Here is a 26111-nt window from a genome sequence, read left to right as displayed (position 1 = left end):
GTGCCTCACTGAGCGCGACGGCCCTGCATCAGCGCGGTCCGCAGGTCCTCCCGGCGCAGCACCCCGGCGGGCCGGCCTTCGTCGTCGACCACGAGGAACTGCCAGGCAGGCGTCTCCCGCACGCGCTCGGCGATCTCCTCCCCCGGTTCCGAGGCCAGCAGCACGGTCTCCGCGCGGATCGGCTCGGCGGCCTGTTCCGCGGGCGCGTGCGGACTGATGCTCGCCAGCTGCTGCGCGGCTTGCTCGTCCAGCAATCCCGCCGCGACACCGTCCGCGCGCACCAGCACGACTCCCCGGCCTGCCGACGCGGCCAAGGCGTCGGAAACCGGGCTCTCCGCGGGCAGCTGCAGCACCGGACGCACCAAATCGGACAGTTCCAGCCCGGCCGGCCAGCCGCGGCGGGCTTCGGCGGCGAGCTCGGACCGCGCGCCGAGGATCACGAACCACGCCGTCACGACGCACACGCCGAGCCGCAACCAGCGGTCCGGGCTCTGCATCGCCAAGCCGAGCAATGCCCAGACGATCAGCCCGGTCGCGACCAGCGCCCCGCCGGCGACCGCGGCCTTCGTTCCCTTGGCCCGCAACCCGGTCATCGCCCAGACCCCGGCGCGCACAAGCCGTCCGCCGTCCAGCGGCAATCCTGGCAGAAGATTGAACAACCCGACCGCGAAGTTGGCCACCGCGCACTCGGCGACCAGCAGCCACACCGCGCCGTCCGGCGGGACCGCGAACAGCAGCAGCGAGCAGAATCCGCCCAGGACCAGCGAAACCGCCGGACCCGCCGCGGCGACCAGCCCTTCCTGCCCCGGCCGTCGCGGCGTACGGGCCACTTCGGACAGTCCGCCGAGGAGGAAGAGCCGCAGCCGCCGGACCGGAATCCCGAGCCGCAGCGCCACGAGGCAGTGGCCCAGTTCGTGCGCGAGCACGGAAAGCCCGAGCAGCACCGCGAACGCGGCGGCGAGCAGCCAGGAGGTCGGCGTCGAAACGTCCGGGAGCAGCCGCCCGACCAGCGGCGCGTAAAGCACCACGATGACGAGCGACCCGATCCACCACGACGGGGCGAGCAAAACGGGCACCCCGCCGACCCGGAACAGCAGCAGACCGCCGTCCCCGCCGGCGCGCCGAGCGGGCCCGGCGCCGTGCTGACTGGTCGCGGCCATGCCGGACAGCGTAGGGGGCCGGGTGTGGGAAGCCGGTGACCCGGTCGCCCCGGACGGGTGGTGTCGGTCTCGCCGAGCGGCAGGGTCAGGCGGGCTTCGGCTCGACGAGGTTCTCCAGATTCGCCCGCGCCACCTGTTTCCGGAACTCCCCGCGATACGAAGCGTCCCCGGAATCGTGCATCGCGTCGGTCATCCACACCGCCGACGCCTGCCGTTCCCAGACGTGGGCCAAACAGGCGTCCGAGTAGCCTTCCAGCAGACTCGGATCGCCCTTCTCCACCTCGCCGGCGATCGCCCGGGCAAGCACCTCCGCGTCATGCAGCGCGAGGCTCATTCCCTCCGCGCTCATCGGCGAAATCAGATGCGCCGCATCCCCGAGGAGACACAGCCTGCCGTAGCGCATCGGGCTGAACACCACCCCGCGCAACGGCACGACCTGCTTGGTGGCGATCGGCCCCCGCACCACTGCCGAGCCGAACCGCGCGTCGAGTTCGTCCCAAACCCGATCGTCCGGCCAGTCGCCGACTGTGTCGTCCACCGGACACTGCAGGTAGACCCGGCTCGCTTCCGGCCCACGGGTGATCCGCGCGGCGAACCCCCGCGAATGCACCGCCATCACGGCCACCGGATCAGCAGGCACCCCCGTCATCGCGGACAACCAGGCGTAACCGAACTCGTGGCTGTGGCAGGTGAGAAACCCGTCCGGAACCGCCGTCCGGCTGACGCCCTGAAACCCGTCCGCGCCCGCGACGAACTCGCAGCTGATCGCCTTGTCCCGATACCGCACCCGAGGCTGATCAGTGTCAAGCCGCTCCAGCACGACGTCCTCCGCCCCGAACCGGAGATCGCCGCCGTCCCGCAGAAAGATCCGGATGAGGTTCCGCACGAGGACCTGCTGCGGAATGAACGCACCCGCCCCGTCCTCGTCGACGTCCATCCGCCACGCCCGCCGCTCGCCATCGACGATCAGCGGCAACACCACGTCCGACGGCCCGCCCCCGTGCCCCTCGACAGCCTCTCCGACTCCCCACTCCCGCAGCATCCGCACCCCGCGCCCGTCGAGCGAACCCGCTCGCTGCCGCTGCTCGACATACTCCCGGCTGTGCTTTTCCAATACCACACAAGGGATCCCGCTGCGCAGGAGAAACGTCCCGAGCGCAAGCCCCGCGACCCCGCCGCCGACAACAACCACCGTGGTTTGCTCGTCTGTCCGACTCATGATCACCACTGTCTTCGAGCCCGCCGTCCGCGCCCACCACCAACCAGGCAGCCGATAACGAAAACCCGCCAACTTCCTCCCCGCTACTCCCCGCGCCCGCGCAACTCGGCCTGATACCGCCCCGGCGTCTGCCCCACCAGCGCCGTGAACGCCCCGATGAACGCCGACGGATTCGACCACCCGCAGCCCATCGCCGTGTCGGTCACCGACGCCCCCTCGGTCAGCCGGAACAACGCGTGATGCACCCGCAACACCGTGCGCCAACGCTGAAAACTCATCCCGAGATCGCTGTGGAACAACCGGCTCAACGTCCGCTCGCTGGCCCCCGCGACCCGCCCCAGCTCAGCCAACGTCTCGCCCCGCCCAGGCTCCTCGTGCAGCAACTCCGTGACGACCCGCAACCGATCGTCCCGAGGCTCCGGAAGACGCAACGTCTCCCCCGGCACCTCCCCCAACTCGTCGATCACCACAGCCCGAACCCGCCGAGCCGCCTCGCCAGACCGCGCCCCGTCCCCGGTCAACGCCAAAATCCCGGCCCGCAACAACGGCGAAACCACAAACACCCCAGGCCTCCGGTCCAGCGCCCCGCACTCCTCAGCGGGAACAGCCAAAATCCGGGTGTCAGTCCGCCCGTAAAACCGATGCGAGTGCACAAACCCAGGAGGAGTCCAGGCAACCCGATCCGCGGGAGCCACCCAAGTCCCAAACTCAGTCGTAGTGCTGAAGACCCCCCGAGCCGCATAAACCAACTGCCCATTCGGATGAGAATGCCTCCCCATCCGAAACCCCCGAGGCAACCACCCAGCCCCCTGCGGAGTCATCCCAGCCGGTACTGCCACCACACCCATTCCCCAACCCGACCACAACGCGAGATCGCGCTGGCGTGCTGACGGAGCTGCGTGCACGGCCCCCCGGGCCGGGCGCGCCGCTCGGTCCGCACGCCAGCTTGAGAGCGATCTCGCACGTCCCGGCGAAGCCGGGACCAAACAATTGTCGTACCCCGGCGTTACGCTCTGCCCCATGTCCGACACCGCCACGGTCACCACCCCTCCCGAGGCCGGCGCGCCCGCCAGGAGGCGGCCTGCGTTGTCGCCGTCCCGGGCGAGCGACTTCAAGCAGTGCCCGCTTCTCTATCGCTTCCGCGCGGTCGATCGGCTGCCGGAGGTGCCCACCAGGGCGCAACTGCGCGGCACGCTCGTCCACGCGGTGCTGGAGCGGCTTTTCGCCCTCCCCGCCGCCGAACGCGTCGCTCCGCGTGCGAAGGAGCTGCTCGCACCGACCTGGACGGAGCTGTCCAGCGACAGTCCGGAGTGGACAGAGCTGTTCGCGGACGGCGAACCCGGCGAGACCGACAAGTGGCTGGCTTCCGCCGAAAAACTGCTCGACTCGTACTTCGAGCTGGAAGATCCGCGCAGGCTGGAGCCGGAAGCGTGCGAGCTGCACGTCGAGATCGAGCTGGGCTCGGGCGTGCTGCTGCGCGGGTACATCGACCGGGTGGATGTCGCGCCGACCGGAGAGATCCGGGTCGTGGACTACAAAACCGGCGCCGCCCCGCGGGAAATCGGCGAGGCCAAAGCGCTCTTCCAGATGAAGTTCTACGCGTTGGTGCTGTGGCGGTTGCGCGGGGTCGTCCCGCGGCAGCTGAAGCTGATGTATCTGACCGACGGCCAGTCGCTGGCCTACACGCCGGACGAGGCCGAGCTGGTCCGGTTCGAGCGCACGCTGGAAGCGATCTGGCAGGCGATCCTGAAGGCGGGCAAGACCGGCGATTTCCGGCCGAACAAGGGCAAGCTGTGCTCGTGGTGCGACCACCAGGCGCATTGCCCGGAGTTCGGCGGCACGCCGCCGGAGTATCCGGGCTGGCCGGAGCCTGATCCGGGCGAGGAGACGGTCTTGGACCGGGCCGACTGATGGGCGACGCGTTCTTCCTCCCGCTCGGCGGCGAGCGGTACGAGGCGACTGAGCACACCACCGGCCCGTGGAATCCGGGAGCCCAGCATTTCGGCCCGCCGTCGGCGCTGCTGGTGCGCGGGCTCGAGCGGCTGGAGTCGCGGCATCCGGCGCAGCTGGCGCGGGTGACGGTCGAGATCCTCGGCCCGGCTCCGGTGGGCGAACTGGAGCAGCGGTCGTGGATCGAACGGCCGGGCCGGACGGTCGAATTGGTCCAGTCCGAGCTGTCCGCGAACGGCCGGACGGTCGCGCGGGCGTCGGGGTGGCGGATCGCGACGTCGGACACCGCCGACATCGCCACCGACGGCGGTCCGCTGCTGCCCGCGGCCGACGCGGGCAGCGAGGCGGCCTTCCCGGACGATTGGCAGGGCGGTTACCTGCACGCGATCGAATGGCGTTCGGTCCGCGGCGCGATCTCCGCTCCCGGCCCGGCCGCGGTGTGGGGGCGGCAGCGGTATCCGCTGGTCGACGGCGAGGAACCGACCGGCCTGCAACGGCTGTTCGCGATCGCCGACTCCGGCAACGGGGTGTCGCATTTCCTTCCGGCGGGCGAGTGGTGGTTCATCAACTCGGAGCTCACCGTGCACCTGCGGCGGGTCCCCGAGGGCGAGTGGATCGGCCTCGACGCGGTGACGCTGGTCGGGCCGCACGGCGTCGGCACCGCGACCAGTACGCTGCACGATCGTTCCGGTCCGGTCGGCACCGGCGCGCAGGCTTTGCTGGTGCGTCCGCGACAGGCCGGGGGCGGATGAGCGCGCCGCGGCGCACGAGTCCGATAGCCTTCGCGGAACGACCGACAAGGGAGCGCTCCGGCATGCAGATCACCTCGGTGGTCAACCAGAAGGGCGGGGTGGGCAAAACCTCGCTGAGCGTGGGCGCGGCCGCGGCCCTCGCCGAACGCGGCAGGCGGGTGCTGCTCGTCGACCTCGACCCGCAGGGGCACGCGACCACCGAGATGCTCGGCATGGACGAGGTCCCGGCGGACTCGCCGAGCCTGGCGAAGGCGCTGACGAAGCTGTGGAAGGGCCCGATCGAGCAGCTGGCCGTCCCGCATCCGCGCAGCAACCTCGGCCGCGGCGGCGCGTTCGACGTGATCCCCACGTCGCCGGGCATGTTCGACCTGATCCGCAGGCTGGACCAGTTCCGCGTGCCCGGCTGGCAGCTGGCGAGGGTGATCCAGTTCGCCCACTACGACCACGTGATCATCGACTGCCCGCCGGCCCAGGACGTCCTGACGAACAACGCGCTGGCGGCTTCGCACGGCATCCTGGTCCCGGTCCAGCCGGACAAAACGAGCATCCGAGCGCTGCGCCTGCTGTCGGAACAGGTCCGCTACGTAGAACAAACGACCGGCCGCGCCCCCATCGCCTGGTTCGGCATCGTCCCCGGCCTGTACCGCCGCCCCATCTCGCACTACGCCGCGGCAGCCCTGCAGGAGATGTACTCCTTCGGCGTCCCCATGCTCTCGCACGTCCCGCTAGGCGTAGTGATGAACGAGGCCGCCGCCCACGGCGTCCCGGTAACGACCTTCGCCCCAGAAACCATCCAAGCCGTGTCGTTCCGGGAAATCGCCGAGACCTTGGACAGCTACCTGGCGCAAAACCCCGGCCCCACCGAGGTTCCCGCCGACGACGAGTTCGTCTTCGAGGACTTCATCTCCGAGGTAGCTGTGGCGCGCAACGTCAACGACAACGGCGCCCGCAAGAAGCTGTACGACCTCATGCCCAAGCGCCCCAACCGCCCGCGCTAAGGCACCGTCCACTTCAGACCAACAGGACCACAACGCGGGATCGCGCCGGCGTTTGGGGGCTCACCGGCGTGACAGGCCGAAGGCCCCTCACGCCGGTGAGCCCCCAAACGCCGGCTAAAAGCGATCCCGCACGCGACGACGAAGTCGGCGCCAAAAACACAGCTGGTGACCGCTCCAACCGACAGGACTACAACCGACAGGACCGAATGTCCGACGCCAACACAGCCTTCGCCCCGGTCTCGGCAAGCTCGTCCATGATCCGGTTAACTTCCTTGCGCGGCACCATAGCCCGCACAGCAACCCACTTCTCATCCGCCAACGGAGCCACAGTAGGCGACTCCAACCCAGGCGTAATCGAAATAGCCCGCTCCAAAATCTCCCGAGGGCAGTCGTAATCCAGCATCATGTAGTGCTGCGCGAACACAACCCCCTGCAACCGAGCCGCCAGTTGCGACTTAGCCCGAGACCCGTCACTCCCAGCCCGCTGCAACAACACCGCTTCGGAAGCACAGATCGGCTCCCCGAACGCCACCAGATTGTGCTGCCGCAACGACCGCCCGGACTCGACCACGTCGGCAATAGCGTCCGCGACCCCAAGCTGAATCGAGATCTCCACCGCCCCGTCGAGCCGAATCACCTCAGCCTCAACCCCATGCCGAGCAAGATCGTCCCGAACCAGCCGCGGATACGACGTAGCCAGCCGCTTCCCGTGCAAATCAGCCGGTTTCCAGTCCCGCCCCGCAGGCGCGGCGTACCGGAACGTCGACGCCCCGAACCCGAGCGCGAGCACCTCGTCCACCGGCGCCCCGGAATCGAGCGCGAGATCGCGCCCGGTGATGCCGAGGTCCAGTTCGCCGGAACCGACATAAATGGCGATGTCCTTCGGCCGGAGGAAGAAGAACTCGACCTCGTTGACCGGGTCGAGGACGGTCAGGTCCTTGCCGTCATGTCGCTTGCGGTAGCCCGCCTCGGAAAGCATCTCCGCCGAAGCGGCGGCGAGGGCTCCCTTGTTCGGCACGGCAACACGCAGCATTTCGGTTTCTCCTCGGTATCCGGTGCGCGAGCGCGTCACAGGTAGCGGTACACGTCCTCGGTCGAGATTCCCCGGCCGAGCATGAGCACCTGCACCCGGTACAGCAGCTGCGAGATCTCTTCCGACAGCCGGTCGTCGGATTCGTGCTCGGCGGCGATCCACACCTCGCCCGCCTCTTCGAGCACCTTCTTGCCCTGTGCGTGCACCCCGGCGTCCAGTGCGGCGACGGTGCCGGACCCGTCGGGACGGGTACGCGCGCGCTCGGCAAGCTCCGCGAACAGCTCATCGAAGGTCTTCACGAGGCCGGATCCTTTCATCCCGCGCTCGTCCGCGCCGTTCCGGGTGACCCGGATGCCGCCGAGGTCACAGCGACGGCAGCAGCGCCGCCAGTTCGGGCACGCCGACGCCGGCCAGCGACGTGCGGAACACCCGGCGCGGGCCGTCCGGGACGGGCACGTCGTTGGGGACGACGAGCACCGTGCAGCCTGCGCTTTCGGCCGATTCCGCGCCCGGCGGCGAGTCCTCGACCGCGACGCACCGGCCCGGCGCCACGCCGAGCAGTTCGGCGGCCTTCAGGTACGGCCGCGGGAGGGGTTTGTTCTGGCCGTCGACCTCGTCGCCGCAGACCGTGACGTCGAAGAATTCCCGCCCGATCGTGTCGAGCGCGAGTTCGGTCAGCGCCCGTTCGGTGGAGGTGACCAGCGCGGACTTGAGCCCGGCCGCGCGGACCGCGGCCAGCGCCTCGCGCGCGCCCGGACGCCAGGGCAGCGCGTCGTCGAACAGCCCGGCGGTGCGGCGGCGGATCCACTCCCCGGTTTCCGCGACCGCTTCCGGGGTGACCGGACGGCCGGTCTGCTCGAGCAGCACGGTGGCGGTGGCGTCCATGTTGGACCCCACGAGCGTCATCCGGACTTCCTCCGAAAGCGTGCCGCCGAGCGCCTCGGCGGCCTCGTACAGCGCGACGTCCCACAGTTTCTCGGAATCGACGAGGGTGCCGTCCATGTCCCAGAGGACAGCCGCCAGTCCGTCCGAAGAGGACGGTGCAGTCACAGTTTCTCCTTGTCCGGTGCGCCGCTCCGGCCGGGCGCGCTCGCCTCCAGCGTCCCACGCGGGCCGCCGTGAGCGGGGCCACACCCGCTCCGTGACACGCGGGGGCGGACACGCTGCGCAGCGTAGGTGCCCGAGGCCGTAGGCTGGTCAGGTGAGTGAGCCTGTCGACGACACCCCGCGGCCCGGCGACCCGGAGCAGGACCGCGCCGATGACCAACGCCCGATCATGATTCTGGCTTTCGAGGGCTGGAATGACGCGGGCGACGCGGCGAGCCAGGCGATCGAACACCTCCAGCTCACCTGGGACGCGACCCCGCTGGCCGAACTCGAGCCGGACGACTACTACGACTTCCAGGTCAGCCGCCCCACGGTGAAGATGGTCGACGGCATCACCCGGCGGGTCGAATGGCCGACCACGCGGCTGTCGGTGTGCCGTCCCGAGGGCTTCGACCGCGACCTCGTGCTGGTGCAGGGCCCGGAGCCGAACATGCGCTGGCGGAAGTTCTGCGCGGAGATCGTGGAGCACGTCCAGGAGCTGGACGTGTCGATGGTGGTCGCACTGGGCGCCTTGCTGGCCGACACCGCGCACACCCGGCCGGTCCCGGTGACCGGGACGGCCTACGACAAGGACACCGCGAGCAAGTACCGGCTCGAGGTGAGCAACTACCAGGGCCCGACCGGGATCGTCGGGATCCTGCAGGACTACTGCGTGCAGGCCGGCATCCCGGCTGTGTCGATCTGGGCCGCGGTGCCGCACTACGTCTCGCACCCGCCGTCGCCGAAGGCCACGCTGGCGCTGCTGCACAAGCTGGAGGACGTCCTCGACGTCGAGATCCCGCTGGGCGCGCTGCCGGAGCAGGCCGAGGAATGGCAGCAGACGGTCAGCGAGATGGCCGACGAGGACGAGGAAATCAGCGAGTACGTGCGCGGCCTCGAGGAACGCGGCGACGCCGAGACCGACTTCACCATGGAGGAGGTCTCGGGCGACAAGATCGCCGCCGAGTTCGAGCGGTACCTGCGGCGGCGCCGGCCCGGGCAGGACGGCGGGTTCGGCCTCCGCTGACCGGCCTCGTGAAGTGCCCGCGCCGGGAAGACCCGCGCGCGGGCGGCTTCTCGTCCGCGACGCGCCGGAGCGGCGAGGAAGCGGGCGACGGCGGGCAGTTGGCTCCCCGTCGGCGACCATGCCCCGGCCGAGCCGGTCCGTCACGCACAGTGGCAGCGGTCGAAGATTGCCCGGAATGCCCAGGCCTCAGGGTCGACGGCGAGTCGCATTTCGCGTTCCTCAACGCCGTTTCGCGGTCGGCCAGCCCCGCGGGCAGCGGCTTGCCGGGCAGCAGTGCCCTGCGCGCCACAGCAGAGGGAACGCACAGTAGCTCCCGATCTACGAACAGTCACCTGAGCCGCCCGGCGGGATGACGGCGCCTGCGCCGAGGACTGAGCACGCCGCGCCGCTCTGGTGCCCTGCCGAGCGCGTCTCGTTGACTGGCCTGGCGCGAGCGACGTCGCGCGGACCAGGAGGTACGAGAATGTTCGGCAAGGCTCTAGCGGCGGCAGTGCTCGCGGCGGGCGCGGTCACCGCGTCGGCGGCGACCGCGTCGGCGGCGACCGCGTCGGCGGCACCGGTTTCGCCGGTGACGGCGCAGGATTTCGGCGCCTGCATGGATTACGCGGTGGGCGAGTACGACGTCGAGCCCTGGCTCGCGCACGACGCGTGCGACGCCGGCTCGTTCGAGGAGTGCTACTGGGTCCTGCGCCGCGCCTACGTTCCGGCACAGGTGGCGGCGACGGCCTGCCGGCTCTCGTTCGACTGATCCGCACTTGAGCCGAGCCGGGACGCGAGCGCGCCGATCGCGTCCCGGCGCTCAGGCGGTGAGCAGCTTCCGCACCGGAACCGCGCCCCGGGGCCGCTTCCGCCACTCCCGCGGATAGCCGAGCGACACCTCCTCGAACCGCACCCCGTCCGCGGACGTCGTGCGCGGGATGTGCAGATGCCCGTACACGGCCAGCTCGGCGCGGTAGCGCAGGTGCCAGTCCTCGGTCTGCGTGGTGCCGCACCAGAGCGCGAAATCGGGGTAGTACAACGGATTCGTCGGGTGCCGGTGCAGCGGCCAGTGCGACATCAGGATCGTGCGGCGGTCCGCCGGGATCGCGTCCAGCCGGTCGCGGCTCACCTTCAGCCGCTGCTCGCACCAGGCCGCGCGCGATTCGTACGGATCCGGGTGCAGGTAGAACTCGTCGGTGCACACGACGCCGATCTCGCGGGCGTGCGCGAGCGCCTCTTCGCGGGTCTTGCCCTCGGTCGCCGGGGTGCGCCAGCTGTAGTCGTAGAACACGAACAGCGGCGCGATGGTCAGCGGCTCCGGGCCGAAGTCCCACACCGGGAACTCGTCCTCGGGAGTGAGCACGCCGATCTCGCGGCACTGCTCCACCAGGAACTCGTACCGCGCCTGCCCGCGCAGCTGGCATTCGTCGTTCGGCGTGGTCCACAGCTCGTGGTTGCCCGGGACCCACACGACTTTCGCGAACCGATCGCGCAGCTTCGCGAGCGTCTCCCGGATGACCTTGGCGGACTCCGCGACGTCGCCGGCGACGAGCAGCCAGTCGCCGGGATCGTCGGGCACGACCTCGTCGACGATCGGGCCGTTGCCCTCGTGGGTCACGTGGAGGTCGCTGGTGGCGAAGAGAGACGGCACTTCTCCACCGTAACGACTTTCCGCGCCCGGGAACGCCGGAACCTCCCATTCCCCCACCCCAGAACGACCAGCCCGGCGCTCACGTGAAGCCCTGCCTGCACGTTCAGCAGCACTGTCGGGCCGGTCACCGCGAGGAGCGCTCCGGCCAGCAGCGAACCGGCCGCCGTGCCCGCGGCCATCAGCGCGTACACCGTGCTCAGCACCCGTCCCGCCCGGTCCGGGCCGGTCTCCGCCTGGACATGCGACAGCAGCCCGGCGCCGGCCACCACGGCGGGCGCGCCGACGGCCATGAACAGCCCGACGTACACCCCGAGCACCGTCGTCGCGCCCGGCAGGTTCCAGATCGCGACCGACATCAGCCCGGCGGCGACCAGGCCCCAGCCCTGCAGCAGCACCGGCGCGACCCGGCGCGCCAGCGTGGCCACCGCGAACCCGGCGGCCAGCCCGCCGATCGCCTGCACCCCGCGCAACAGTCCGGCGTCGGCCTCGCTGCCGCGGAGGATGTCGAGCACGAACACCACGAACAGCACCAGGAACATGCCCTGCGCGAGCGAGGTCAGCAGCGCCGACACGCTCGTCGGCCGGAGCCGCTTGCCCGCCAGATCGCGGACCCCGGCGAGCCAATCCGTCTGCTCGGGCACGGTCTTCCGGACCGTCGCCCGGCGGAACGGGAACGCGAGCAGCATCCCGGCCGCGGCGAGCGCGACGAGGTAGCCGACGATCACGCGCTCCAGCCCGCCCCATCCCAGCAGCGCTCCCCCGGCCCAGCCGCCCGCGAGCCGCGCGACGCTGCCGTTCACGCTCATCAGCCCGTTCGCCGAGGTGACGTCCTCGACTCCGACCAGTTCCGGCACCAGTGCGCTGCGCGCGGGTTCGAACACCGAGGCCAGCCCTGCCTGCGCGGCCATCACCGCGTAGACCGCCGCGACCGGCAGTTCGGTCCCGATCAGCAGCGGCAGCACCACGAGCGCCTGCCCGGCACACACCACGGCCAGGACGACGCGGCGGTCCCATCGGTCCGCGACCACCCCGGCGATCGGGCTCAGCAGCACCGCCGGCAGCAGCCCGAGCACGATGCTCAGCGCGGTCGTGACCGCCGAGCCCGTGCGCACGAACAGGTACACCGGCAACGCGACCTGCAGCATCCATTCGGCGGTCTCGCCGAAGAACGCGGAGACCCAGAGCCGGGCGAATCCCGGTGCCGCCAGCAGCCGTCTCATGCCGGTTTCCCGTCGTGCCCGATCCGGCGGAAGGCACGCATCCCGAGGAAAACCGCGCGGGCGTCGACGGGTGCGTCCTTGCGGATCGTGCTGACGTACGGCCGGATCAGGTCGTCGATCGCCTTGGTCAGCGCGTTGACTTCCTCGGGCGTCGCGTTCAGCCCGTAGGAGAAGAATCCGCCGGTCTCGCGCCAGTCCTCGTCCAGGGTCTCGACGGTGTCGAGGTACCGCTGGGTCAGCTCCTGCTCCTCGGCCAGCTCCGTGCCGGTGACCGCGAGCTGCGCCGCGGTGAGGGCCGGGTCGCCGCCCGGGCGGCCGAGCACCAGCCCGACGTGGCAGGCCCGCCACGGCCGTTCCCGCCCGTCACCACCCTCGGCCCGCTCGACCAGGCCGTGTTCCGCCAGTTTGCGCAGATGCCAGCTGCAGTTCGACGCCGTGGAGCCGACCGCGTCGGCGCATTCGCTGGCCGTCGACGGGCCGACCGCCATCAGGTGGTGCACCAGCGCCGAGCGCAGCGGGTGCGCGAGCGCGCGCAGCAGCTCGACGTCGTCGATCCGCTTGCGCGGGGGCAACTGCGGGGGCACTTCGGCCATCAGGGGTCCGTCCAAACTCTGAAGGATTTCTTTCGAAACTGTTCTTTCAGAGTTGCAGGCGGCGGTCCCGGCGTCAAGCCCGCCGATCGCTCCGGGAAAAACCATTTGCCAGCCGGGGCGCGCCCCGCGTTATGCTCCCGGCCATCATGGACAGCTGAACCGAGCCCTCCCCGCATCGAGGCCGCTCCCGGTCGAGCCCTGCTCCCGGGAAGCCGCGCGTTGCCCGTCGGGGATTTTTGCCTCCACCGCAAAGGCCCGGTGATCACTCATGTCTACTGTCCTGCACGCCTCCGATCTCGTCTTCGGCTACGGCGCGCGCACCGTCCTCAACGGCGTCTCGCTCGTCGCGTCGCCCGGCAGGCGGATCGGTCTCGTCGGCGAAAACGGGGTCGGGAAATCCACCCTGCTCCGGCTGCTGGCCGGACTCGAAGTCCCGCGCGGCGGCGACGTCGTGCGGCACGGCGATCTCGGCTTCCTGTTCCAGGAACTGCCGTTCTCCGGTACCGCAAGGGTTTCCGACGTTCTCGACGAGGCGCTCGCCGAGATCCGCACCGCGGCGGCGACGCTCGACAAGCTCGCCGCGGTACTCGCCGAGCGCCCCGAAGACCCGGAGGTGCTCAGCGAGTACGGCCACGTCCTGGAATGGGCGCAGGCGCACGACCTGTGGGACGCGGACCGGCGCGCGGACCTCGTCCTCGCTGGTCTCGGGCTCGGCGACATCAAGCACGAGCGGCGGCTGCACACGCTCTCCGGCGGACAGCGGTCGCGGCTCGGCTTGGCCGCGCTGCTGGTGCGGCGGCCGCGCATTCTGCTGCTCGACGAGCCGACCAACCACCTCGACGACAACGCCATGGAGTTCCTCGAGCACCATCTCGCGGAACTGACCGGCGTCGTCGTGCTGTCCTCGCACGATCGCGTGTTCCTCGACGCGGTCTGCACGGACATCGTGGACCTGGACCCGGTTCCGGCGGACCGCCGCGTCGGCGGCGCGACGCGCTACGGCGGCAGCTACACCGACTACCTCGGCCAGAAAAAGGCCGAACGCGCGCGGTGGGAGCAGCGGTTCACCGAAGAACAGGAGGAACTCAAGCAGCTGCGGGAATCCGTGCACGGCACCGCTCGGCGCGTCGCGCACAACCGTGCGCCGCGCGACAACGCGAAGATGCTCTACGACTTCAAGACCGGTCGCGTGCAGAAGCAGATTTCCCGGCGAGTCCGCAATGCTCAGCTCAAGCTCGACACGCTGGAGCGCGAGCAAGTCCGCAAACCGCCCGCGCCGCTGCGGTTCCGGGCCACGCTCACCTCGGACACCGGCGGCGAAGGCCCGGCGGTTTCGGTGCGCGGCATCGCCGTTCCAGGTCGCGTGCAGCTGGACGAGCTGGACGTGGACCGCTCCGCGCGGCTCCTTGTCACCGGCGGAAACGGGGCGGGGAAATCCACCCTGCTCTCCGTGCTGGCCGGTCAGCTGGCCCCGTCGGCCGGGACTGTCCACTTCGGACCCGGCGTGCGAGTGGGGTTGCTGGAGCAGGACGTCACGTTCGCTCAGCCGAAGCGGACCGCGCAGGAGGTGTACCGCGCCGCGGCCGGCGAAGCGGCGCCTTCGCTCTCCACGCTCGGGTTGCTGCCGCCGAGGGAGCACGACCGTCCGGTCGGCGAGCTTTCCGTGGGTCAGCGTCGCCGGTTGGCGCTGGCGGTGCTGCTCGCGGAGCCGCCGGACGTGCTGTTGCTGGACGAGCCGACCAACCACCTGTCGCTCAGCCTGGCCGAGGAACTGTCCGAAGCGCTCGACAGCGCGCCGGGCGCGGTCGTCCTCGCTTCGCATGATCGGTGGTTGCGCCGCCGCTGGGAAGGCGACCACCTGGCGCTGGCGGATGGCCATCGCCAGGATGTATAGGTCGTTATACATTTAGCGGGGCCGGGCCGCTTCCGGTCCGGCCCCGCTCACAAAGTCAGAGAACGATGCCCAGCAAGGCGTCCACGGCCTCCTTGATCAGGCCCGGCGCGGCCTGGTCGGTGCCGTCGCGGCGCAGCGCCGACGTGACCCACGCGTCGATCGCGGTGAGCGCCTGCGGCGTGTTCAGGTCGTCCGAGAGGTGGTCGCGCAGCCGCGCCACGGTGTCCCCCGCGTCGGGTCCGGCCGGCAGCGAGACCGCTTCGCGCCAGCGGGCCAGCCGCTCCTGCGCGTCGACCAGCAGCTGGCCGGTCCACGCCCGGTCCTCGCGGTAGTGCCCGGCGAACAGCGCCAGCCGGATCGCGGCCGGGTCGATGCCGTCGGCGCGCAGCCGCGACACGAAGACCAGGTTGCCGCGGGACTTCGACATCTTCTCGCCGTCGAGCCCGATCATCCCGGCGTGCACGTAGTGCCGGGCGAACGGGTGGTCCGCGGCGACCGCCTCGGCGTGCGCCGCGCTGTACTCGTGGTGCGGGAAGATCAGGTCGGAACCGCCGCCCTGCACGTCGAAGCCGAGCCCGAGGCGGTTCACCGCGATCGCGCTGCATTCGATGTGCCAGCCAGGCCGTCCGGCGCCCAGCTCCGACTCCCACGACGGCTCGCCCTCGCGCGCGACGCGCCACAGCAGCGCGTCCAGCGGGTGCCGCTTGCCGGGACGGTCCGGGTCGCCGCCGCGTTCGGCGAAGAACTTCGCCATGGTCTCGGCGTCGTAGTTCGACTCGTAGCCGAACCGGCCGGTCGCGTTGTGGTCGAAGTAGACGTCCGGGAACTCGGCGTCGTCCGCGCGGTAGGCGCTGCCGTCGGCGAGCAGCTTCGCGATCACCTCGACGATCTCCGGGATCGCCTCGACCGCGCCGACGAACTGGCGCGGCGGCAGCACCCGCAGCGCCTCCATGTCCTCGCGGAACAGCGCCGTCTCGCGCATGCCGAGCACGATCCAGTCGTCCGAATCGCGTGCCGCGCGCTCCAGCAGCGGCTCGTCGATGTCGGTGACGTTCTGGACGTAGTGCACCTCGTGCCCGTTGTCCCGCCACACCCGGTTGACCAGGTCGAACGCGAGGTAGGTGGCGGCGTGCCCGAGGTGGGTGGCGTCGTAGGGGGTGATGCCGCAGACGTACATCCGGGCGGCGGCCCCGGGTGCGGTCGGACGGACCTGCCCGGTCGCGGTGTCGTGGAGCCGGAGGGGGCGGGGCGTGCCGGGCAGCCGGGGCACGGCGACGGAGGACCAAGTCTGCATACCTCCGACTGTAAGCGTGACGTCCGTCCGCTTTCCCACGAGGTGGGAGAGACAGCCGCGCCGTCTCTCCCACCCCCGGGGATCAGGCCTGCTGCCGAGCGGCGTTCGCCTGGACGGCGTCGCGGACGTACGCCCCGATGCCAGGCCGCTGCTCGTCCTCCCGGACGAGGAACGCCAGCTGCGCGGGCTCGTCCGCGTACAGGGCCGCGACCCGCTGCTGCATCGCGTACCCGCACTCCCCCATCACCGCGGACAGCATCGCCCGGTGCTCCTCGGCGAGCTCGGCCGCCGCCGGGCTGTCCGCCGGCACGCCGTCGTCGATCAGCGCGACCAGGCGGCTCACCCAGTCCTTCCGCTGCCGCTCCGCCTCCGCCCACTCCTCCTTGGTCTCCGGCAGCTGCGTCTGCTTCCACTCCGCGCAGCCGCCCCAGCGCCGCACGGCTTCCTCCGAATAACCCTCCGGCACCTGGAATCCGCCGAACACTTCGAACTTCTCCTCGGGCGTCAACGTGTTGCCCATGGCTCTCGCCTCCAGCAATCGGTCGACGGCCGCGACCATGCGCTCGATCCGGTCCGCCTGCGCCACCAGCAGCTCCCGCTGCCGTTTCAGGTGGCCGTCGGCGTCGGTTCCCGGCTCCGCGAGCACGGACGCGATCGTCTCCAGGGGAAAGCCGAGCTCCCGGTAGAGCAGGATCCGCTGCAGCCGGTCGAGATCGGCGTCGTCGTAGCGCCGGTAGCCGGACGTCGTGCGCCCGCTCGGCGACAACAGCCCGATCTCGTCGTAGTGGTGCAGCGTGCGCACGGTGACGCCGGCCAGCGCCGCCGCCTCGCCCACCCGGTAGCCCATCGCTCTCCCCCTGTTTCTTCGGCCGAACGGCCCTTGCGAGAAACCACGATCGCGCCTCACGCCGCGTGAGGGTCAAGTCTGGTGGACAGCGCGGTCCGGCGCGAGTACGAACAAAGCATGGCTCTGCGCACGCCGATCCGCGCCCGTTCCGCCCTTCCTCCTGGTCCCCGGCTGCCGATGGCGGTGCAAACCGTCCTTTTCGGCGCATTCCGCAACGCCCTGCTGCCGCTGCTGCGACGACGCTACGGAAACGTCGTGCGGCTGCGGCTGTACCCGGAGCGTTCGGTGGTGCTGATCGGGGACCTCGACCTGGTCCGCGAAATCTTCTCCGGTCCGGTCGAGACGTTCCACGCCGGCGAGGGCAACATGGTGCTCAAACCCATGCTGGGCGCGCATTCGGTGCTGCTCACCGACGAGGAAGAGCACCGCCGGGCGCGGAAGCTGCTGATGCCCGCGTTCAGCGGGGCGGCGATGCGCGGGTACCGCGACATGGTCACCGAGCTGACGGTCGCGGAGCTTGAGCGGTGGCCGCAGGACCGGGCGTTCCGGGTGCACGACCGGATGCGGGCGCTGACGCTCGAAGTGATTCTGCGGGTCGTTTTCGGGGTGGCCGACGGGCCTCGGCTGGCAGAGTTGCGGGTGGCGCTGGAGCAGGTCATCGACATCAGCGCGCTGGATCTTTTCGGCTGGCACAGCCCGGCGTTGCAGAAGTTCGGGCCGTGGCGGCGGAATCTGGAGCGGCAGCAGCGGGTCGACCAGCTGCTGTACGCGGAGATCGCGGAGCGGCGGGCGGCGCCGGATCTGGCGGAGCGGACCGACGTGCTGTCCCGGTTGCTGAGCGTGCCCGGCGAGGATCAGCTCAGCGACCTCGAACTGCGCGACCAGCTGATCACGTTGCTGCTGGCCGGGCACGAGACCACGGCGACCGCGCTGGCTTGGGCGCTGCACGAGCTCGCCCGGGACCCGGCGACCGCCGCGGAGACCGCCCGCGCGGCCGACGAGGGCGACGAGAAGTACCTGGAAGCCGTTGCCAAGGAAGCGATGCGGCTGCGGCCGATCATCTCCGAGGTTTCCCGGAAGCTCACGAAGGACGTCCAGGTCGGCCCGTACACGGTTCCGGCCGGGCACATGGTGCTGCCGTCGATTTCGCTGATTCACGCGGACTCGGCGCACCATCCGTCGCCCGAGGTGTTCGACCCGACGCGGTTCCTCGGCAGCGGTCCGCCCGCCGGCAGCTGGTTCCCGTTCGGCGGCGGCGCGCGACGCTGTCTCGGGGCGGGATTCTCGTTGCTGGAGGCGACGATCGTGCTGCGGGAGCTGTTCGCGCGGTACCGGGTCAGCGCGCCCAGCCCTCGCCCGGAGCAAGTGAAGACCCGCCACATCACGCTCGTGCCCGGCGACGGCGCGCGGATCCTGGTGCACCGCCGGTAGGTCCGTGAGGGGAACCCTGAGGGAATCAGAGTCCCTAAGGGTTCCCCTCACGAACTTTTGGCCGAGTGGTCAGCGGCGGCGCGTGCGGAGGTAGTCGCCTACTACTGCCGCGCCGAGGCCGTCCAGGTCCGGGGCGATTACCCGGCCGCCGGAGCGGCGGGCGATGTTGTCCACGAACGCTTCCAGCCGCGGGTCGTCGCCCAGGCGGAAGACGGTGACCGACGCGCCCAGCTTGGCGATTCTGTCCACTTCGGACAGTGTCTTGTAGATCGTCGCCGGTTCCGGCGGGTAGGAGAACTCCGCTTCGCCGTCCGGTTCCAGATGCGCGGTGGGCTCGCCGTCGGTGACCATCAGGACCACCGGCTGGGCGTCCGGGTGACGCCGCACGTGGCGTCCGGCCAGCAGGAGTGCGTGGTGGGCGTTGGTGCCCTGTTCCCAGGTGCCTTCCAGGCCGACCAGTTCGGGCAGTTCCACCGGCATCGCGTAGCGGCCGAAGGTGATCAGCTGCAGGGCGTCGTTGCGGAACCGGGTGCTGATCAACTGGTGCAGGGCCAGCGCGGTGCGCTTCATCGGCAGCCAGCGGCCCTCTTGGATCATCGACCACGACGTGTCGACCAGCAGCGCTACCGCAGCCCGCGAGCGATGCTCGGTCTCGATGACCTCGACGTCCTCGACATCGAGACGCACGCTTCCCGCTCCGACCGCAGTGGAGCGCAGCACGGCGTTGCGCACCGTCCGCGGGACGTCCCACGGTTGCATGTCACCGAACCGCCAGGGACGGCTCGACCCGGTTGGTTCGCCTGCCGCACCCGCGGATTCGGTTTCGCGCTCCCCGGTCTTGCCGCGCAGCGAATTGACCACATCGGACAATGCGGTCTCGCCCAGTCGGCGCAATGCCTTGGGAGACAACCGCAAGGTGCCGTCAGCGGCGCGCTCGAACAGGCCCTGCTGCCGCAGTTCTCGTTCCAATTCGGACAGCCGGCGAGCGTCGACGCCCGCGTCCGGGCCGAGTTGGCGTTCCAGCGCCTCCAGGTCGATGTCCTCCAGCCGGGCGCCTGGATACGACTGGCCCAGTTGTTCGGCCAACGCGTCCAGTTCCGCCAGGTCGGCCATCGCCTGCGCGCCTTCGCCGAGGCCCAGCGGGTCTTGGCCGCGGAAGCGCGAGGACGACGTCCAGTCCTCCCCCGGCCGCAAGGCCCGGAGCTGGGAGTCCAAAGCGGACAGTTGCTGAGCCAGTCTCGGATCGCCGAAGGCTTGCTGCGACAGCTCGGCCAGCTCGGCGCGTTGCTCCTCGGACATCGAGTTCAGCATGCGCTGCGCGGCAGCGGCGCGGGAGGCGAGGACGTCGATCAGCTCCTCGACGTTCCGCGGGTTCTCCGGGAAGAACTCGCCGTGGCGCCGCATGAACTCGCTGAAGCGTTCGCCGATGTCGCTCGCGCCTTGGGCGTGCGCGGACAGCAGCGCGTTGAGGTCGCCGAGCATCTGGTTGATCCGCTCGACGTCCTCGGGCCCGGCGTTCTGCATCGCCTGCTTCATGCCCTGGAACCGCGCGTCCAGCAGTTCGCGGCCGAGGAGGTCGCGGATCTGCTCGTACTTCTGCCGCGCTTCGTCCGAGCGCCAGTCGTACTCGTTCAGCTCTCGGACGGCTGCTGCGGTGCCTGGTGGCAACGCGTCTAGCTGCGCTTCGCGGAAGCGAGCCTCGTCGTCGGGGTCCGGGAACAGCTCCCGGCGCTCGGCTTGGAGTGCTTCCTGCAGCAGCTGCTGGACTTCCTGCAGCGTGCCGTCCAGCCGGTGCCGCCGCTGGATTTGCGAACGGCGCTGCCACAGCTGACGGGTCAACTCGTCGAGACCTGCGGTGCGTTCGGTGCCGCGGCGGAGCAGTTCCTCCAGCGCCGAGCGCGGCGACGAACCGCCCATGACCTCGCGGCCGATCTCGTCCAGCGCGTCCCGCAGGTCCGCGGGCGGGGCCAGCGGATCCGGCCCGTCGTGCCACGGGCCGTAGGAATATCCCTCCGGTAAGAGCGGCATTATTCGCCGTACACCGTCGTGCCGTCGTCGGAGTCCTTCGCCAGCCTGCGGGCGAGGAACAGCGACTCCAGGGCCAGTTCGACCGCCGCCGCGATCCGGCCCGCCGGCTCGTCCGCGGACACTCCGGCCCGCTGGGCGACCTCGTGCAGCACCGGCAGTTCCGGCAGCGCGGCAAGGACTTCCGAGCCGGGGACGCGCTCGCCGGTGGCGACCAGGTGGCCGTCCGCGACCGCGTCGGACAGCGGGCGCAGGTCCAGCCCGGCGAACCGTTCGCGAGCGGTTTCCGCGATCGCTCGGCGCATCAGGTGCACGAGGTGCTCGACCTCGCGACCCTCTTCGCCGGGCTCGAACTCGACCTTGCCGCGCAGCACGGCGGGCACGGCTTCGAGATCGACCGGACGCGCGACCGCCGGGTCCTCCCCCGTCACCGCGGCCCGGCGCAGCGCGGCCGCCGCGACGGTTTCGGCCGCCGCCACCGCGAACCGGGCGGACACGCCGGAGCGCTGGTCGATGACCGGCGATTCGCGCAGGTTGCGCACGAACCGGGCCAGCACCTCCAGCAGCGGCTCGCCGACCTCCGCGACGAGATTCGCCTCCTGGCGCACGACAGCGACCTCGGACTCGACGTCCAGCGGGTAGTGCGTGCGGATTTCCGCGCCGAAGCGGTCCTTCAGCGGCGTGATGATGCGGCCGCGGTTGGTGTAGTCCTCGGGGTTGGCGGTCGCGACGAGCAGGACGTCCAGCGGCAGCCGCAGCGTGTAGCCGCGGACCTGGATGTCGCGTTCCTCCATGACGTTCAGCAGCGCGACCTGGATCCGCTCGGCGAGGTCGGGCAGCTCGTTGATCGCCACGATGCCGCGGTGCGCGCGCGGCACGAGTCCGAAGTGGATGGTCTCCGGGTCGCCGAGGCTGCGGCCTTCGGCGACCTTCACCGGGTCGACGTCGCCGATCAGGTCGCCCACGCTCGTGTCCGGCGTGGCCAGCTTTTCGGTGTAGCGCTCGCTGCGGTGGCGCCAGGCCACCGGCAGGTCGTCGCCAAGCTCGGCGGCACGGCGGATCGAGGCCGGCGTGATCGGGTCGAGCGGGTGTTCGCCCAGCTCGGAGCCCTCGATGACCGGGGTCCACTCGTCGAGCAGGCCGGCCAGGGTGCGCAGCAGGCGGGTCTTGCCCTGGCCGCGCTCGCCGAGCAGGACGACGTCGTGGCCGGCGAGCAGGGCGCGTTCGAGCTGAGGCAGCACGGTGCGGGAGAAGCCGACGATGCCGGGCCAGGCGTCGCGGCCCTCGCGCAGCGCGGCGAGCAGGTTGTCGTGGATCTCGCGCGCGATCGGGCGCGGGGCGTATCCGGCGGCGCGAAGCTCGCCGGCAGTACGGGGAAGAGCGTCGGGAACAGCGTTCACCCCTTCGACGCTACTGACCGTTCCGGCATCCGTCGATGTGGAGCGGCTCCAGCCGGGCGGGGATCGGCGGAGCCGGGAGGAACCGGTAAAATCAGCAGTCGTGTGCCGACCCAGTGCGACCCTCGCCGTCTGGTCCTCCGCGTGGCTGAACGGGGCCGCGGCGTCCGACGACGTCCTCGATGCCCTGCAGGACTGGGCCGAGGCCCACGACGTGGTCGCGGCTGATCCCGCCGCCGCCGACGCGTTCGATCTCCCGCTCGCGTTCCATCGCGCGGCTACTCCGGTGCAGCTGCTGCTCGCGTTGCGGGCGCAGGGTGCTGCGAGCGTCCAGCTCGTGCTGCCGGTTCCTGGCGATGTCCGCGGCTTGGGCGGCGGAGGGCCGTTCGCTGAGGCCGCGTTGCGGTGCGGCGAGGCTGTGGTGTTGAGCGGGCTGGCGTTCGGGTTGGTGCCGGAGCCGATCGCCGAAGGGTTGATGCGGTGGACGGTGTATTCGCTCGCCGCGCCGGTTTCGTTGGAGTACCAGCCGTTGGCGGATGCCGAGCACGGGCTGACGGATGCGATCCGGGCCAGCGCCGGGGCGTTGCAGGCGTTGGACGTGGCCAGTGATCGGCCTGGGGTCCGGGCGGAGTTGTCGGCGCATTTGCGGGCTCGGCCGCAGGTCGAGTGGCCTGCCGGGACGCCGGGGCGGGCGTTGCGGGTGTTGCAGCGGGCTGAGGAGATTTCGGCGATTTTGGCTGTGGCGCAGGCGGATGATCCTGGCGGGGCGTTGTCGGCTTCGGCGGTGAATCAGCGGGCCGAGGCGTTGCGGCCGTTGGCTGAGGCTGTTCGGGGGGCTCGTACTGCTTCGGTTAATGAGGCGGTCCGGGTGTTTGCTGAGCAGGGGGATCGGCAGGCTTAGTCCCGGGTGACTGCTCGTCGCCTGGCGGCGACATCGCGTCCGTTGGTTGCGTGGGGCACCCCGAAGTTTGATTGTGCTGACGGTCTGGGGGTGCTTGTCAAGGCGGGAAAGATGCCTTGACAAGCACCCCCAGACCGCAGAGGAGGCTTCGTATCGGGGTTGGGGTAGGGCCGGGCGCCTCGATCGTTGGGTGCAGCGGCGGCAGTTTAGCGGTGGGCGCACGGCTTGGGTGGCTGGCGAGTTGCGTACGCGGGTGCTGGTTCGGAGTCCGTGAAGGGCTCCTTGAGGGAATCTAATTCCGTGAAGGTTCCCCTCACGGACTTGCGTGGGTCGTGAGGGGAACCTTCAGGGACTCAGAGTCCCTGAAGGTTCCCCTCACGGAACGTCGTCAGCGGGTGGGGCGGCGAGGGGGTTCGCAGCACGCAACTGCGCAGGGGGCACCGTTGACGGTGCAGCCGGCCGCTGGGAACCGTGAGAGTTTTCGCGCGGGGGCGTCCGTTAGGTGTTCGCGGATCAGTTCGACGACCATTTCCGCGAACCTCGGGTCCGAGTCCGGCGTTGCGGCGCGGGCGAAGGCCATGCCGTGTTCTGCGGCTCGGTCTGCGGCCTCGTTGTCCAGGTCCCAGATCACCTCGAGGTGGTCGGCGACGAAGCCGATCGGGCTCACCACTACCGAAGCCACGCCTTGGGCGTGCAGGGCGTCGATGTGGTCGACGATGTCCGGTTCCAGCCACGGGATCTGCGGCGGGCCGGACCGGGATTGCCAGACGACGTCGTACTCGGCGATTCCGACTTCGGCGGACACCAGGCGAGCTGCTTCGGCGATCTGGCTCGAGTAACGGCGGCCGCCCTCGGAAGGCGGGCCGGAGGCCAGGTCGGCGCTTTCCGGGATCGAGTGGGCGGTGAAAACCGTGCGCGTGCCGGGGCGGTCGCCGAGTTTCGCGTGGGCCGCGCGGACCGCGTCGGCGATCGTCGCGATGAACAGCGGGTGGTCGAAGAATTGGCGCAGCTTGACCAACTCCGGCGCGCCATCGCCGACGGCGGCGCGGGCTCGTACGATGTCCTCGTCGTACTGGCGGCACGCGGAGTAGCCGCCGTACGCGCTCGTCGGGAACACCAAAGCGCGACGGACGCCCGCGTCCTTCATTCCGGCCAGCGTGTCTTCGACCATCGGCGTCCAGTTGCGGTTGCCGAAGTGCACCGGAAGTTCGATGTTCTCGGCCGCCAACTGCTTCTCGACCGCAGCGATCGCCGCCCGGTTCAGCCGGTTGATCGGCGAGACCCCGCCGAAGTGCTGATAATGCTCGGCGACCTCAAGCAACCGCTCCCGCGGCACGCCCCGGCCCCTGGTGACGTTCTCCAGGAACGGCATCACCTCGTCGGGCCCCTCCGGACCGCCGAACGAAAGCCATAGCAACGCGTCGTAACCCACAGTGCTTCATCCTGCCCCTGTGGCCCTCCACACGCCTCGGCGACCCAGTTATGTACCGGTCTATCTAAAATGTGCTAGCGTGATCAGCATGCCGAGGCCACGCGAATTCGATGAGACCGAAGCGCTCGAAGGCGCCATGAACGCTTTCTGGGCGCGCGGATACGAATCCACGTCGACCGAGGAACTGTGCGCCGCCACCGGACTTGGGCGCAGCAGCATCTACAACACGTTCACCAGCAAGCACGAACTCTTCCGCCGCGTACTAGACCACTACTCGCACCGCGGCATCCGACTGCGAGAAACGCTGCTCGACAACGCCCCCGACGGACTAGGCGCCATCCGCCTGCTCCTAGCCTCCACAATCGACGACGAACTAGAAAACGGCAGACGCGGCTGCCTGATGGTCAACGCCATCGCCGAATTCGGCACCACCGACCCAGAAGTCGCCGCGCAGGTAAACGCAGACACCGAAGCACACCTGTCAGCGTTGACCCACTTCGCCCGCACCGGCCAGGCAGACGGCAGCATCACCCGCGACCGAGACGCCACCGAAATCGCGAACTTCATCCACGCCACCATCTCCGGAATCCGCACGATGTCCCGCCGCGGAGCAGAACAAAAAGCACTGACCTCAGTAGCAGAACTAGCAACGAGCGCAGTCTCCCGCCGCTAACCCCACCGCCCGCAGCCGGAATACGCCCCAACGCGGCATCCGGTGCACCCCACGCACCCAATGCGGCATTCGGTGCATCTGACGCACCCAACGCCACATTGGGGCGCTAGCCCCACTCAACAAACCGCAGCCGACGCACCCAACAATCGAGGCACCCAGCCCCACCCCCGCACCCCGATACGAAGCGTCCCTGCGGTCTGAAGGTGCTTGTCAAGGCATCTTTCCCGCCTTGACAAGCACCTTCAGACCGTCAGCACAATCAAGCTTCGGGGTGCCCCACGCAACCAACGGGCCAATGTCGCCGCCAGGCGACGAGCCCGTCCCCGGCCAATCCCACCCCCATTTTGTACCACCGATTCCAGAAAGAGACCCCCCGTGCCCCCAGCCGTCTTCGTACTCGGCCTAAGCATCTTCGCCCTAGGCACCTCCGAATTCATGATCACCGGCCTCCTCCCCGGAATGGCCACCGACCTCGGCGTAACCATCCCAGACGCAGGCCTCCTGATCTCCGCCTTCGCCGTAGGCATGGTCATCGGCGCCCCACTGCTCGCAGTAGGAACAATCCGCCTCCCCCGCCGAACCACCCTCCTAGCCCTACTCATCGTCTTCAGCGCCTCCCACGTAATAGGCGCAATCGCCGACGGCTACGCCATCCTCTTCGCCACCCGCATCTTCAGCGCAGTAGCCTGCGCCGGCTTCTGGGCCGTAGCCGCCGCAACCACCGTCAACCTGGTCCCGGAAGCCCGACGCGGACAAGCCCTCGCAGTCCTAGTCGGCGGCCTAACAGTCGCCAACGTCGTAGGCGTCCCAGCAGGCACCCTGCTCGGCCAGCACGCAGGCTGGCGAAGCGCATTCTGGGCAGTAGCCGCACTAACCGTCATCGCCGCCATCGCAGTACTCCTGTCGGTCCCCCGCACCGCCAAGGAAACCGAAGCCCCACGAATCGCCGAAGAACTACGCGTCTTCCGCCGCAGCCGCCTATGGCTCGCACTAGGCGTGATCGCACTGCTGCAGGCAATGGTCTTCGCGACGTTCAGCTACCTAGCTCCCCTACTGGTCTCCGTCGCAGGACTCCCCGTATCCGCCGTGCCGGTGGTGCTAGCGCTCTTCGGCGGCGGCGCAGTAATCGGCATCTTCGCCGGCGGCAAACTCGCTGACACGTATCCGTTCGCGACTCTTTACGGCAGCCTCGGCATCGCCGTAGCCGCTCTAGTCGCACTCGCCTTCGCCACCAACGCCGTAGTCGCGATAGCCGCCGTCTTAGTACTCGGTGCGGCGGGATTCGCAGCGAACCCAGCGCTCAACGTCCGCGCCTACGCCGCGGCAGGCGGCACCTCGACACTCGTCGGCGCGAGCACGACATCCGCGTTCAATGTCGGCAACACCGTGGGCCCGTGGCTTGGCGGAACGACGATCAGCGCCGGGCTCGGCTTCTCGAGCGTGGCATGGGTGAGCGTCGTACTAGGAGCGCTCGCGTTGGCGGCCCTGACCTTCGCACTGCGCCTGCACCACCGCGACACCGCACCGCAACTGGTGGCCGCGTAAAAGA

General features: G+C 70.0%; 24 protein-coding genes and 1 pseudogene. 10 read left to right on the top strand and 15 right to left on the bottom strand.

Going from position 1 to position 26111, the window contains the following annotated elements:
- Positions 1 to 5: 5 nt before the first annotated feature.
- The 4 genes and pseudogenes from ABD156_RS17870 to ABD156_RS17855 all read right to left on the bottom strand — a co-directional run.
- A complete protein-coding gene (locus ABD156_RS17870) occupies positions 6 to 1160 on the bottom strand; it encodes a M50 family metallopeptidase (RefSeq protein ID WP_344274144.1) in 1155 nt (384 codons plus the stop codon).
- Positions 1161 to 1245: 85 nt separating this feature from the next.
- Positions 1246 to 2379, bottom strand: coding sequence for a 4-hydroxybenzoate 3-monooxygenase (locus tag ABD156_RS17865; protein WP_344274141.1), 1134 nt, complete (start codon positions 2377 to 2379; stop codon positions 1246 to 1248).
- 83 nt (positions 2380 to 2462) lie between these two features.
- The gene (locus ABD156_RS17860; protein WP_344274513.1) at positions 2463 to 2942 is read right to left on the bottom strand and encodes a helix-turn-helix transcriptional regulator; all 480 of its coding nucleotides are present in this window, start codon (positions 2940 to 2942) and stop codon (positions 2463 to 2465) included.
- Positions 2943 to 3020: 78 nt separating this feature from the next.
- Positions 3021 to 3158: pseudogene (locus ABD156_RS17855) on the bottom strand (AraC family ligand binding domain-containing protein); the annotation flags it as partial.
- A 241-nt stretch (positions 3159 to 3399) separates the two neighbouring features.
- On the opposite strand from ABD156_RS17855, the gene ABD156_RS17850 reads away from it, so the two are divergent.
- The 3 genes from ABD156_RS17850 (at position 3400) to ABD156_RS17840 (ending at position 6079) form a co-directional block, all read left to right on the top strand.
- Positions 3400 to 4290 carry a RecB family exonuclease gene (locus ABD156_RS17850; protein WP_344274138.1) on the top strand — a complete coding sequence of 297 codons (891 nt, stop codon included), beginning with the start codon at positions 3400 to 3402 and terminating at the stop codon, positions 4288 to 4290.
- Positions 4290 to 5081 carry a thioesterase family protein gene (locus ABD156_RS17845; RefSeq protein ID WP_344274135.1) on the top strand — a complete coding sequence of 264 codons (792 nt, stop codon included), beginning with the start codon at positions 4290 to 4292 and terminating at the stop codon, positions 5079 to 5081. Before ABD156_RS17850 ends, ABD156_RS17845 begins: the two co-directional genes overlap by 1 nt.
- Positions 5082 to 5143: 62 nt before the next feature.
- Positions 5144 to 6079, top strand: coding sequence for a ParA family protein (locus ABD156_RS17840; RefSeq protein ID WP_344274132.1), 936 nt, complete (start codon positions 5144 to 5146; stop codon positions 6077 to 6079).
- 187 nt (positions 6080 to 6266) lie between these two features.
- Here ABD156_RS17840 and hisG read toward each other — a convergent pair whose 3' ends face one another.
- The 3 genes from hisG to ABD156_RS17825 form a co-directional block, all read right to left on the bottom strand.
- A complete protein-coding gene (gene hisG / locus ABD156_RS17835; protein ID WP_344274130.1) occupies positions 6267 to 7112 on the bottom strand; it encodes an ATP phosphoribosyltransferase in 846 nt (281 codons plus the stop codon).
- A gap of 35 nt (positions 7113 to 7147) precedes the next feature.
- Complete coding sequence (locus tag ABD156_RS17830) at positions 7148 to 7411, bottom strand: phosphoribosyl-ATP diphosphatase (RefSeq protein ID WP_027927607.1); 264 nt, start codon at positions 7409 to 7411, stop codon at positions 7148 to 7150.
- Positions 7412 to 7475: 64 nt separating this feature from the next.
- Entirely contained in the window at positions 7476 to 8162 is a 687-nt protein-coding gene (locus ABD156_RS17825; RefSeq protein WP_344274123.1) for an HAD family hydrolase, read from the bottom strand.
- A 151-nt stretch (positions 8163 to 8313) separates the two neighbouring features.
- Here ABD156_RS17825 and ABD156_RS17820 point away from each other — a divergent pair, with 151 nt between their 5' ends.
- Both ABD156_RS17820 and ABD156_RS17815 read left to right on the top strand, forming a co-directional pair.
- A complete protein-coding gene (locus ABD156_RS17820) occupies positions 8314 to 9225 on the top strand; it encodes a PAC2 family protein (RefSeq protein ID WP_344274120.1) in 912 nt (303 codons plus the stop codon).
- 463 nt (positions 9226 to 9688) lie between these two features.
- Positions 9689 to 9973, top strand: a complete 285-nt coding sequence (locus tag ABD156_RS17815) for a hypothetical protein (protein WP_344274117.1) — start codon at positions 9689 to 9691, stop codon at positions 9971 to 9973.
- Between the two features lie 51 nt (positions 9974 to 10024).
- On the opposite strand, the gene ABD156_RS17810 is transcribed toward ABD156_RS17815, so the two are convergent.
- The 3 genes from ABD156_RS17810 to ABD156_RS17800 are packed head-to-tail and all read right to left on the bottom strand — an operon-like array spanning position 10025 to position 12668.
- Positions 10025 to 10855 carry a metallophosphoesterase family protein gene (locus tag ABD156_RS17810; protein WP_344274114.1) on the bottom strand — a complete coding sequence of 277 codons (831 nt, stop codon included), beginning with the start codon at positions 10853 to 10855 and terminating at the stop codon, positions 10025 to 10027.
- Positions 10819 to 12075: an MFS transporter gene (locus tag ABD156_RS17805; RefSeq protein WP_344274111.1), complete on the bottom strand. Its 1257-nt coding sequence runs from the start codon at positions 12073 to 12075 to the stop codon at positions 10819 to 10821. Before ABD156_RS17805 ends, ABD156_RS17810 begins: the two co-directional genes overlap by 37 nt.
- Positions 12072 to 12668 (bottom strand): ArsR/SmtB family transcription factor, encoded by a 597-nt coding sequence (locus tag ABD156_RS17800; RefSeq protein ID WP_344274108.1) that lies wholly within the window; start codon positions 12666 to 12668, stop codon positions 12072 to 12074. The genes ABD156_RS17805 and ABD156_RS17800 overlap by 4 nt, the downstream gene beginning before the upstream one ends.
- Positions 12669 to 12936: 268 nt before the next feature.
- Between ABD156_RS17800 and ABD156_RS17795 the strand changes: the two genes are divergently transcribed.
- A complete protein-coding gene (locus tag ABD156_RS17795) occupies positions 12937 to 14562 on the top strand; it encodes an ABC-F family ATP-binding cassette domain-containing protein (RefSeq protein WP_344274106.1) in 1626 nt (541 codons plus the stop codon).
- 55 nt (positions 14563 to 14617) lie between these two features.
- Here ABD156_RS17795 and mshC read toward each other — a convergent pair whose 3' ends face one another.
- Both mshC and ABD156_RS17785 read right to left on the bottom strand, forming a co-directional pair.
- A complete protein-coding gene (mshC, locus tag ABD156_RS17790; protein ID WP_344274103.1) occupies positions 14618 to 15856 on the bottom strand; it encodes a cysteine--1-D-myo-inosityl 2-amino-2-deoxy-alpha-D-glucopyranoside ligase in 1239 nt (412 codons plus the stop codon).
- 82 nt (positions 15857 to 15938) lie between these two features.
- Positions 15939 to 16703: a MerR family transcriptional regulator gene (locus ABD156_RS17785; protein WP_344274100.1), complete on the bottom strand. Its 765-nt coding sequence runs from the start codon at positions 16701 to 16703 to the stop codon at positions 15939 to 15941.
- Between the two features lie 117 nt (positions 16704 to 16820).
- Between ABD156_RS17785 and ABD156_RS17780 the strand changes: the two genes are divergently transcribed.
- The gene (locus tag ABD156_RS17780; RefSeq protein ID WP_344274511.1) at positions 16821 to 18134 is read left to right on the top strand and encodes a cytochrome P450; all 1314 of its coding nucleotides are present in this window, start codon (positions 16821 to 16823) and stop codon (positions 18132 to 18134) included.
- Between the two features lie 69 nt (positions 18135 to 18203).
- Here the strand turns inward: ABD156_RS17780 and ABD156_RS17775 are convergent, their stop codons facing one another.
- Together ABD156_RS17775 and ABD156_RS17770 are read right to left on the bottom strand one after the other, a co-directional pair.
- On the bottom strand, positions 18204 to 20162 hold the full coding sequence (locus ABD156_RS17775) for a VWA domain-containing protein (protein ID WP_344274097.1): 1959 nt from the start codon (positions 20160 to 20162) through the stop codon (positions 18204 to 18206).
- Complete coding sequence (locus tag ABD156_RS17770) at positions 20162 to 21559, bottom strand: ATP-binding protein (protein ID WP_344274094.1); 1398 nt, start codon at positions 21557 to 21559, stop codon at positions 20162 to 20164. The genes ABD156_RS17775 and ABD156_RS17770 overlap by 1 nt, the downstream gene beginning before the upstream one ends.
- A gap of 100 nt (positions 21560 to 21659) precedes the next feature.
- On the opposite strand from ABD156_RS17770, the gene ABD156_RS17765 reads away from it, so the two are divergent.
- A complete protein-coding gene (locus ABD156_RS17765) occupies positions 21660 to 22457 on the top strand; it encodes a hypothetical protein (protein WP_344274091.1) in 798 nt (265 codons plus the stop codon).
- Between the two features lie 388 nt (positions 22458 to 22845).
- Here ABD156_RS17765 and ABD156_RS17760 read toward each other — a convergent pair whose 3' ends face one another.
- A complete protein-coding gene (locus ABD156_RS17760; protein ID WP_344274088.1) occupies positions 22846 to 23889 on the bottom strand; it encodes a ferrochelatase in 1044 nt (347 codons plus the stop codon).
- 88 nt (positions 23890 to 23977) lie between these two features.
- Here ABD156_RS17760 and ABD156_RS17755 point away from each other — a divergent pair, with 88 nt between their 5' ends.
- Together ABD156_RS17755 and ABD156_RS17750 are read left to right on the top strand one after the other, a co-directional pair.
- Positions 23978 to 24562, top strand: a complete 585-nt coding sequence (locus ABD156_RS17755) for a TetR/AcrR family transcriptional regulator (protein WP_344274508.1) — start codon at positions 23978 to 23980, stop codon at positions 24560 to 24562.
- Positions 24563 to 24937: 375 nt separating this feature from the next.
- A complete protein-coding gene (locus ABD156_RS17750; protein WP_344274085.1) occupies positions 24938 to 26107 on the top strand; it encodes a Cmx/CmrA family chloramphenicol efflux MFS transporter in 1170 nt (389 codons plus the stop codon).
- Positions 26108 to 26111 lie beyond the last annotated feature (4 nt).

The organism is Amycolatopsis albidoflavus, from assembly GCF_039525725.1.
Classification (GTDB): domain Bacteria; phylum Actinomycetota; class Actinomycetes; order Mycobacteriales; family Pseudonocardiaceae; genus Amycolatopsis; species Amycolatopsis albidoflava.
This window is presented reverse-complemented; position numbering and strand designations above follow the sequence as displayed.

Bases quoted from the DNA above. Each gene is read 5' to 3' on its own strand.
- ABD156_RS17870 (WP_344274144.1), bottom strand. From the start codon at position 1,160: ATGGCCGCGACCAGTCAGCACGGCGCCGGGCCCGCTCGGCGCGCCGGC.
- ABD156_RS17865 (WP_344274141.1), bottom strand. From the start codon at position 2,379: ATGAGTCGGACAGACGAGCAAACCACGGTGGTTGTTGTCGGCGGCGGG.
- ABD156_RS17850 (WP_344274138.1), top strand. From the start codon at position 3,400: ATGTCCGACACCGCCACGGTCACCACCCCTCCCGAGGCCGGCGCGCCC.
- ABD156_RS17845 (WP_344274135.1), top strand. From the start codon at position 4,290: ATGGGCGACGCGTTCTTCCTCCCGCTCGGCGGCGAGCGGTACGAGGCG.
- ABD156_RS17840 (WP_344274132.1), top strand. From the start codon at position 5,144: ATGCAGATCACCTCGGTGGTCAACCAGAAGGGCGGGGTGGGCAAAACC.
- hisG (WP_344274130.1), bottom strand. From the start codon at position 7,112: ATGCTGCGTGTTGCCGTGCCGAACAAGGGAGCCCTCGCCGCCGCTTCG.
- ABD156_RS17815 (WP_344274117.1), top strand. From the start codon at position 9,689: ATGTTCGGCAAGGCTCTAGCGGCGGCAGTGCTCGCGGCGGGCGCGGTC.
- ABD156_RS17805 (WP_344274111.1), bottom strand. From the start codon at position 12,075: ATGAGACGGCTGCTGGCGGCACCGGGATTCGCCCGGCTCTGGGTCTCC.
- ABD156_RS17800 (WP_344274108.1), bottom strand. From the start codon at position 12,668: ATGGCCGAAGTGCCCCCGCAGTTGCCCCCGCGCAAGCGGATCGACGAC.
- ABD156_RS17795 (WP_344274106.1), top strand. From the start codon at position 12,937: ATGTCTACTGTCCTGCACGCCTCCGATCTCGTCTTCGGCTACGGCGCG.
- mshC (WP_344274103.1), bottom strand. From the start codon at position 15,856: ATGCAGACTTGGTCCTCCGTCGCCGTGCCCCGGCTGCCCGGCACGCCC.
- ABD156_RS17785 (WP_344274100.1), bottom strand. From the start codon at position 16,703: ATGGGCTACCGGGTGGGCGAGGCGGCGGCGCTGGCCGGCGTCACCGTG.
- ABD156_RS17780 (WP_344274511.1), top strand. From the start codon at position 16,821: ATGGCTCTGCGCACGCCGATCCGCGCCCGTTCCGCCCTTCCTCCTGGT.
- ABD156_RS17775 (WP_344274097.1), bottom strand. From the start codon at position 20,162: ATGCCGCTCTTACCGGAGGGATATTCCTACGGCCCGTGGCACGACGGG.
- ABD156_RS17755 (WP_344274508.1), top strand. From the start codon at position 23,978: ATGCCGAGGCCACGCGAATTCGATGAGACCGAAGCGCTCGAAGGCGCC.